General features: G+C 30.0%; 11 protein-coding genes. 6 read left to right on the top strand and 5 right to left on the bottom strand.

Annotated features, from left to right (window positions below; all coding sequences use genetic code 11):
- Positions 1-40: 40 nt before the first annotated feature.
- The 5 genes from B4J88_RS10655 to B4J88_RS10635 form a co-directional block, all read right to left on the bottom strand.
- Positions 41-913 carry a nucleoside phosphorylase gene (locus B4J88_RS10655; protein ID WP_291067620.1) on the bottom strand — a complete coding sequence of 291 codons (873 nt, stop codon included), beginning with the start codon at positions 911-913 and terminating at the stop codon, positions 41-43.
- Positions 914-978: 65 nt separating this feature from the next.
- Positions 979-1308 (bottom strand): translation initiation factor, encoded by a 330-nt coding sequence (locus B4J88_RS10650; protein ID WP_115002063.1) that lies wholly within the window; start codon positions 1306-1308, stop codon positions 979-981.
- 85 nt (positions 1309-1393) lie between these two features.
- On the bottom strand, positions 1394-2122 hold the full coding sequence (locus B4J88_RS10645; RefSeq protein WP_115000581.1) for a hypothetical protein: 729 nt from the start codon (positions 2120-2122) through the stop codon (positions 1394-1396).
- Positions 2110-2349 (bottom strand): hypothetical protein, encoded by a 240-nt coding sequence (locus tag B4J88_RS10640; protein WP_038334320.1) that lies wholly within the window; start codon positions 2347-2349, stop codon positions 2110-2112. The genes B4J88_RS10645 and B4J88_RS10640 overlap by 13 nt, the downstream gene beginning before the upstream one ends.
- 157 nt (positions 2350-2506) lie before the next feature.
- Positions 2507-3208 carry a DUF1826 domain-containing protein gene (locus B4J88_RS10635; protein WP_115000583.1) on the bottom strand — a complete coding sequence of 234 codons (702 nt, stop codon included), beginning with the start codon at positions 3206-3208 and terminating at the stop codon, positions 2507-2509.
- A gap of 111 nt (positions 3209-3319) precedes the next feature.
- Here B4J88_RS10635 and B4J88_RS10630 point away from each other — a divergent pair, with 111 nt between their 5' ends.
- The 6 genes from B4J88_RS10630 (at position 3320) to B4J88_RS10605 (ending at position 6825) form a co-directional block, all read left to right on the top strand.
- Complete coding sequence (locus B4J88_RS10630) at positions 3320-3535, top strand: hypothetical protein (RefSeq protein WP_038334324.1); 216 nt, start codon at positions 3320-3322, stop codon at positions 3533-3535.
- 60 nt (positions 3536-3595) lie between these two features.
- Complete coding sequence (locus tag B4J88_RS10625; protein WP_219034617.1) at positions 3596-4240, top strand: peptidylprolyl isomerase; 645 nt, start codon at positions 3596-3598, stop codon at positions 4238-4240.
- Between the two features lie 101 nt (positions 4241-4341).
- Positions 4342-4695, top strand: a complete 354-nt coding sequence (locus B4J88_RS10620; protein ID WP_115000587.1) for a YkvA family protein — start codon at positions 4342-4344, stop codon at positions 4693-4695.
- A gap of 163 nt (positions 4696-4858) precedes the next feature.
- The gene (locus tag B4J88_RS10615) at positions 4859-5320 is read left to right on the top strand and encodes a MaoC family dehydratase (protein ID WP_038334338.1); all 462 of its coding nucleotides are present in this window, start codon (positions 4859-4861) and stop codon (positions 5318-5320) included.
- 95 nt (positions 5321-5415) lie between these two features.
- Positions 5416-6330: a tRNA (adenosine(37)-N6)-dimethylallyltransferase MiaA gene (miaA, locus tag B4J88_RS10610; RefSeq protein WP_291067616.1), complete on the top strand. Its 915-nt coding sequence runs from the start codon at positions 5416-5418 to the stop codon at positions 6328-6330.
- A gap of 3 nt (positions 6331-6333) precedes the next feature.
- Entirely contained in the window at positions 6334-6825 is a 492-nt protein-coding gene (locus B4J88_RS10605) for a 3'-5' exonuclease (protein ID WP_038334348.1), read from the top strand.
- Positions 6826-7506 lie beyond the last annotated feature (681 nt).

Raw genomic sequence — 7506 nt, 5'->3', positions numbered from 1 at the left:
ACAGTTAGTAAGATACTACCTGTTTTGTATAAATCTGAAATTATTTCGTTAACTTTTCCAGCGAATATTCAATCATTGCATCAACTGCTTTGTAAGAATCGGCACTAAATTCACCTAAAATTCTATTCGCAACAATTGCATTTATTGATAACGCTTCGTGTCCCATCATCGCTGATAATCCATAGATTGCAGAAGTTTCCATCTCGAAATTAGAGATTCTTAAACCTTCGTAATTAAAAGTTGTTAAACGCTCATTAATATCAGCTGGATTTGGTTGCAATCTCAAATAACGCCCTTGAGGTCCATAAAAACCACAAGCTGTAGCCGTTACTCCTTGAATCGTTTTTTCAGAAGCCAATTTATCTAACAATAAATCAGATCCTTTTACTAAATATGGACGAGCTTTATTCGACGACCAATCTACATGTTTGATAAAAGCATCTTCTACCTCTTTATTCATCACCGCTTCGCTCCCAACATAATAATGTAAAAGTCCATCTAAACCTAAACCGTGAGAACCAATAACGAAACTATCAACAGGAATATCCGCTTGCAAAGCTCCAGAAGTTCCCATACGAACAAATGATAATTTTCTGAAATCTTTTTTGATCTCACCAGTTTCCAAATCGATGTTAGCCAAAGCGTCTAACTCAGATAAAACAATATCAATATTATCCGTTCCCATACCAGTCGAAATAACTGTTAAACGTTTACCATTCAACGTTCCTGTATGCGTCACAATTTCTCTTTTGCTTGCTGTCTGCTCGATTGTATCAAAATGTCTTGAAACTTTTTCGACACGATTTGGATCACCAACAGTTATAATAGTATCTGCTAAATGCTCTGGTCTTATATTACAATGGTAAACACTTCCGTCTGCATTTAAAACTAATTCTGATGCTGCTTTACTCATGATTTTATAATTAAAAATAAGAGAACAATATACAATTTTTATCAGTAATAATTGTAAAGAAATTATTAACCACCTACTCTTTTCACTTTAAATCCTTTATCTTTCAGGAAAGCCATAATCTTATCGCGATAATCTCCTTGAATGATGATTTGTTCGTCTTTAAAACTACCTCCAACACCCAAAAATTGCTTAATTTCTTTTGCTAAAAGTTTGAAATCTTCTGTTTCTCCTTCGTAACCTTCTATAATTGTATTTATTTTCCCTTTTCGTTTCTCAAACTTACAAATCAATGGTTCTTTCTGAATCCATAACTCATGTTGTTCTTCATTTGATACTTCTTCTGGCTCAGGTATATGATCAGGAAAAAGATTTTTTAATTGATCTTGTAAATCCATAGTATTTGATGTAATCTTTGTAATAAATGGCGTTTTAAATTGGAATTCGTCCATTTGTACCATTATAATTACAAAGATAAAATTTTTATTGCAGTTGTTTTATAAACCAATTTGGAACTTTATCCGAAACTATTTCAAGTTCATTTCTCTTAACTTGTGCAAATAATCTCATTTCTTGAGTTGAATTATCAAAAATATAGCCTTTATCTACAATTTTTAAAGCTGGAAATAAATTCATTAAAGTAGAATGATATCGTTTAATCACCTTTTCATCTGGTACAGCGTGACCACCTTTTTCTACTCTATTTTCAATTCGAGAAATATTAATCAAAGGATCTTCAATACAGACAAAATACATATATGTTTTGAAACCACGATTTTTAGCATCCACTATTTCATCAATTTTAGAAGGATGACTCATTACCGTTTCAAATGAATAAGATTTACCTTTAATCAATAAGTGTTTTCGAATAAATGAAGTAATAAAAGACGCTTCGTAACTATGTGTAGACTTAGATTTATCAACCAAAACATTATTTCGAAACTGCACATCAATTGCTTTTCCTTCGTTATTTGCTTTTTCGAATAATGAAATTGAAGCAGGTTCAGTTTTAAAATCTTCAAAATCTTTTTCGGTAAGTTTTAGTTCATATCGATCCAAATCAATAAAACCTTTTAAAGAAATTTCTTTTTCAATCAAATCTGAATTAATAAAATATCCAGCATTAAATTTTGATGAGATTGAATCGAATAAAGTAGACTTTCCAGATCCATTTGGACCAGCAAAAACGCGTAAACGTTTTATTTTAGACATAATTTAGCTCCTTTTTTCAATTCAGCTGGAACTTTTATTCGATCTATTGTTTTAATCACCTTAATTTCTCCATTAGGTTTTCTCTCGATGATTCGATTTCCTTGAACATATTGAACTGATAAATCTAATGCTTCTGAAACTCTAATTGCAGCTTGCGATGCAGATTTAGCTAAACGATTTAACGCTCCTGCTTCTTCTAATTTTAGTATATCTGATTCTTTGTTCATAATAATAGAAATTAAATTAACAATAATTATTCATCAATAAATGTACGCAAATTTAGTGAAACCATTGTAATAATAAAAGCTTGACTTCATTCAAAAGCCTAATCTTTTGAATCTAAATTATATAATTTTTATTAATAGTTATTTGATTAATTTATTCCTAACAGATTAACAATAATCGATATTCATCTTTATTTTCTTTCGGCGCGCGATGTACACAAGGCAAAACTTTTTGTTCTGGATGATCAACTGCCAATCGCCAAAGATTTCCTAATCCTAAATTAATTGGTTCAACACCTGGACGAATTTGATAATGCAAATCAAAGAAATATTCTTTCAAAAAATCTTCAAAACCATCAATGTATCCATCATATAATTCGAATAGTTTTTCTCTAATTTCTGGAATCAAAATTTTTTGTTCCACATCTTCATTTGCAACAATATCACTGGAAGCGCCATAGTAAGTGCACAAAAAAGTATCCGTAGGAATTAGCGAACGATCAACGTGAAATGAATAAACATCTGTCGAAATAAAATCAAATTCAGTATCGCGTTCATAACATTTCAGTAAGTTTAAAGTTGGCGAAGCGCCAAAAACAGTTAATTGTTGTAAATCATTGATCAAAATATTTCTCGCTTTAATTCCTTCATTAGATAAATCTAAATCATTCAAATCAGCAATAGAAATAACAGTAATATCATCCTTTAAAATCAATTGATTCACAATTTCCTCAAAATCACCTTCTAAATTTCGCCGCCAATTTATCGCATTATTTTTCCCAGAAAAAGCTGTATGTACAAGTTCATCAAACGAAGAAACGACAAGAACTTGTTGTTGATTAGAATTATTTTGAGTAATCATATAGCTGCAAAATTACTATTTATCAAAAAATAATTCAGCCTAAAAATTAAATTATTCCGAATGTAAATTCTCCGTTGCAAAAGTTGTATTTTTACCAAAGATTAAAAGACAATGGAAAAAGAAATTATCACCAAAACATTTACATATAAAGGCCACACCAAAACTTTTAGTGCAGAAGTGCAACCTTTACCGCCTTTCAACCCAGAAACGATGGATCGCGTGAAATATGAAGAAACCAAAGAAGCACATTATATGCTTGCCGAAGCGGAAGTTTATAACCAGAAAACAGAATGGTTTTTTAAAATTGAACAAGAATTGCAAAAATAATGAAACGACACTTACGCTAAGTGTCGTTTTTTGTTTAAGTTTAATCCACAAAATTAAAACATGAAACAAATTACTTTAACATTATTTACACTTATTACGCTTTCGGCTTGTACTTCTAGCAAAACGGTTTTTCATAAAAAATGGACAACAAAACAAGCGCCAGAAAATTTTGTTGCTCGATTTGAAACAACAAAAGGAAATATTGATATCGAAGTTGAAAGAAAGTTATCGCCAAAAGCTGTTGATCGTTTTTATCAATTGGTTAAATACAATTTTTTCGAAGATGGAACTTTTTATCGTGTTGTTCCGAATTTTGTCGCCCAATTTGGAAATACAGACACAATTGTTTCTAATCAATGGAAAAAGTTTATTGTAGAAGATGAACCTGTTATTGCTGGAAATAGTAAAGGAGCTTTGAGTTTTGCGCGCGCAGGAAAAAACACAAGAGATTTGGATTTGTTTATTAATCTGAAAGATAATCATCGTTTGGATACAATCAATTCCAATGATGTAGTAGGTTTTCCAAGTTTTGGAAAAGTGGTGAACGGAATGAATGTTGTAGAAAGTTTGTATGATGGTTACGCTGGACAAACAATGGAAGATGAAGAAATTTTTAACAGCACAAAATTAATGCGCGAAAGATATCCAAAGCTTGACAGAATATTGAATGCAAAAATCATTAAACTGAAAAAGAAAAATAAGTAAAACAATGTAACATAAAGTTTTAACATGACACAAAAATCAATTTAAATGTTTTGGCATGTACTTTGTAATACATAATACGTTTTTAAAACATATTTTGTGAAATGAAAAAATCAAAATTCTTTAAAGTCGCTGGAGAAGCAGCAATGGCAGCTCAAAAAGACAAATCTTTTTTTGAAAAAGTAAAGGCTTTTTTCAATATGTTAGGTGATTACAAAAAAGGAAGTTATAAACCTGACAACATGAATTTATTTCTTGGATTTGTAGCAACTTTATACATTATTTCTCCTATTGATATTATTCCAGAAGCGCTATTTGGACCTTTTGGTTTGATAGATGATTTTGGGATTTTACTTTTTGGAATGAAATATTTCAACAAAGAAATTATTAAATATCTTGCATGGAGAGATACGCAAAGAGCCTATGCAAATGTTGAAGATGCAAAAATTATTGAGTAGCAATAAATTAAATAGCTATAAAAAATCCGATTGAATTTTCAGTCGGATTTTTTATTTTTAGATTATTCAAAAAATGCTCTCTTTCTCATAAATAAAATTTATTATCTGACGATTATTCATTAGATTTGAGCAATACAATACTAAAAACTAAAACACCTGAATAATGGTAATTATTAATAATTTCGATGAATACAAAGCTTTCGAAGGTAAAGAAATCGGTAAATCTGACTGGCATATAATAAATCAAGAACAAATCAATCGCTTTGCTGATGCAACTTTAGATCATCAATGGATTCATACAGATCCTGAAAAAGCAGCTAACGAAGGACCTTTCAAAAAAACAATAGCGCATGGTTATTTAACGCTATCTTTAATTCCACATTTGTGGGATCAAATTGCGGAAGTGCGCAACATCAAAATGTTAATCAATTATGGAATTGAAAATTTGAGATTTGGACAAGCTGTTTTGGTTGATAGTGAGGTAAGATTAACTGCAAAATTGAAATCTATTACTAATTTGAGAGGAATTGCAAAAGTTGTCATCGAAGCAAATTTAGAAATTAAAGATAATCCGAAACCTGCTTATACGGCGGATGTGGTTTTCCTTTACCACTTTAATGATTAATTAAAGATCAATATAATTTACAAAGCTTCTATTTTTTATAGAAGCTTTTTCTTTTCATAAAATATCGAAGTATCTTGCGCTCGATTTCATATAACATGCAAAAAATTCAAAATAATAAAACCTTAATTTCTATTGTTGGACCAACTGCAATTGGTAAAACCAATTTGGCAATAGAAGTTGCAAAACATTTTCAATCCGAAATTATTTCTTGTGATAGTCGTCAATTTTTCAAAGAAATGAAGATAGGAACTGCTGTTCCTTCTGAGGAAGAATTGACTGAAGTGAAGCATCATTTTATTCAAAATATTTCTATTCACGAAAAATATTCGGTTGGTGATTTTGAGCGTGATGGCTTAGCTTTTTTGAATAATTATTTCAAAACAAATGACATTTGCGTCATGGTTGGTGGATCTGGTTTATATGAAAAAGCGATCACAGTTGGCTTTGACGAATTTCCTGATGTTAATCCTAAAATTAGAGAAGATTTGAATAATGAGCTTGCTGAATTTGGAATTGAAAAATTGCAAAAAGAATTGCAAGAAGTCGATCCAAAGTATTTTGAAGAAGTTGATATTTTCAATAAACAGCGTGTAACACGTGCTTTAGAAATTTTTAGATCTTCGGGTTTACCTTTCTCTAACTTCAGAAATCAAGATTTGAACAAACGTCCATTTAACATAATTAAAATCGGTTTAGAACTTCCTCGTGAAGAAATGTACGACCGAATCAATCGTCGAGTTGATATAATGATGAACGAAGGTTTATTAAATGAAGCCAAAAATTTATTTTCGTTAAAAGATTTGAATGCTTTGCAAACTGTTGGTTATCGAGAATTGTTTGATTTTTTTGAAGAGAAAATTACATTAGATTTTGCAATTGAAGAAATCAAAAAGAATACAAGACGTTTTGCAAAACGACAAATGACATGGTTCAAAAAAGATGAAACTGTCAATTGGTTTTCTCCTTTCGAACAAGAAAATATCATTAATTTTATATCGAACAAAATATAAATTATGGAAAATTTTGTTGCCATCGATTTCGAAACTGCAAACAATTATCGTAATTCTGCTTGCGCGGTTGGAATTGTAACTGTGACAGATAATGTGATTACAGACGAGTATTACACGTTAATTCAACCACCACAAAATCAATATAATTATCATAATATTTTGGTTCATGGAATTCGTCCCGAAGACACAATTGATGCACCAAGTTTTGAAGATGTCTATTTTGAAATCAAACATCGTTTACAAAATCAGCTTGTTGTTGCACATAACGAATCGTTTGATCGTTCTGTTTTGAAGAATACAATGGAGTTTTATAGCCTCAATTACTCTCAACTTAACCTTGCCGAAAAGTGGGAATGTACATACAGAATTTTCAAACAGAAAGGAATTGTTCCTACAAAATTATCCGATTGTGCTCGCCGATTTAATCTTCAACTCAACCATCATGAAGCTTTATCTGATGCAAAAGTTTGTGCTCAATTATACTTATTAAAATAGTTTTCACTAAAAATTTATCTGATTTAACGTTTAAAAAACAATTCTATATTAATTATAATAGATTTATATTCAAAACTATATCCATTTACAAATATTTGTAAGTATTTACAAGTATTTAAAATTGATTAATAATAACTTTAATAATTCACTTTTCTAAGAAATTCGTTACATCAAATATTGAACTTCAATAAAGTTTATTTTGATTTTGAGGAATGAATTGATAATTTGAAAAATTAACTATCAGAATTTTTGATAAGATGAAGTATAAACTAAAATTTAGTTCCGATAAATCTTTGCAAGTTGAAAAAAATAATAATTTAAAAAATTGATTTCAATTGGTTTTTATCGAAGAAGTAAAATAATCACATTATGTATTTAACATAATAAATAGGGTTACTCTGGGAACATTAATTTCAAAATTGAAAAATTGATACCTCCCTACTCTTTTTAAAAAGAGAACTGTCCCTTAAGGTGTTTAAGTTCAAAAATTAAGCTTGGTTTAGGTTCTACTTTTTAGAGTCTAACCTTTTCTTGATATCGGATTAAAATTTGTTAATTATTACCTCCCCATTTTCTTCTTGCCTTAACCCTTTTTTTATTTCCTCTCCTCCCACCCAATTATACGGATTCCTTACCACCTTCTCCGTTGGGGAAGATAATTTTTTTTTCAGTGTCTTCCTT

Source organism: Empedobacter sp. UBA5036, assembly GCF_002415215.1.
Classification (GTDB): Bacteria; Bacteroidota; Bacteroidia; order Flavobacteriales; family Weeksellaceae; genus Empedobacter; species Empedobacter falsenii_B.
Note: the sequence above shows the minus strand (reverse complement) of the source record. Positions and strands in the feature narration are given on the sequence as shown.

Coding starts and splice junctions, on each gene's coding strand:
- B4J88_RS10655 (WP_291067620.1), bottom strand. CDS start 913: ATGAGTAAAGCAGCATCAGAATTAGTTTTAAATGCAGACGGAAGTGTT.
- B4J88_RS10650 (WP_115002063.1), bottom strand. CDS start 1,308: ATGGATTTACAAGATCAATTAAAAAATCTTTTTCCTGATCATATACCT.
- B4J88_RS10645 (WP_115000581.1), bottom strand. CDS start 2,122: ATGTCTAAAATAAAACGTTTACGCGTTTTTGCTGGTCCAAATGGATCT.
- B4J88_RS10640 (WP_038334320.1), bottom strand. CDS start 2,349: ATGAACAAAGAATCAGATATACTAAAATTAGAAGAAGCAGGAGCGTTA.
- B4J88_RS10635 (WP_115000583.1), bottom strand. CDS start 3,208: ATGATTACTCAAAATAATTCTAATCAACAACAAGTTCTTGTCGTTTCT.
- B4J88_RS10630 (WP_038334324.1), top strand. CDS start 3,320: ATGGAAAAAGAAATTATCACCAAAACATTTACATATAAAGGCCACACC.
- B4J88_RS10625 (WP_219034617.1), top strand. CDS start 3,596: ATGAAACAAATTACTTTAACATTATTTACACTTATTACGCTTTCGGCT.
- B4J88_RS10620 (WP_115000587.1), top strand. CDS start 4,342: ATGAAAAAATCAAAATTCTTTAAAGTCGCTGGAGAAGCAGCAATGGCA.
- B4J88_RS10615 (WP_038334338.1), top strand. CDS start 4,859: ATGGTAATTATTAATAATTTCGATGAATACAAAGCTTTCGAAGGTAAA.
- miaA (WP_291067616.1), top strand. CDS start 5,416: ATGCAAAAAATTCAAAATAATAAAACCTTAATTTCTATTGTTGGACCA.
- B4J88_RS10605 (WP_038334348.1), top strand. CDS start 6,334: ATGGAAAATTTTGTTGCCATCGATTTCGAAACTGCAAACAATTATCGT.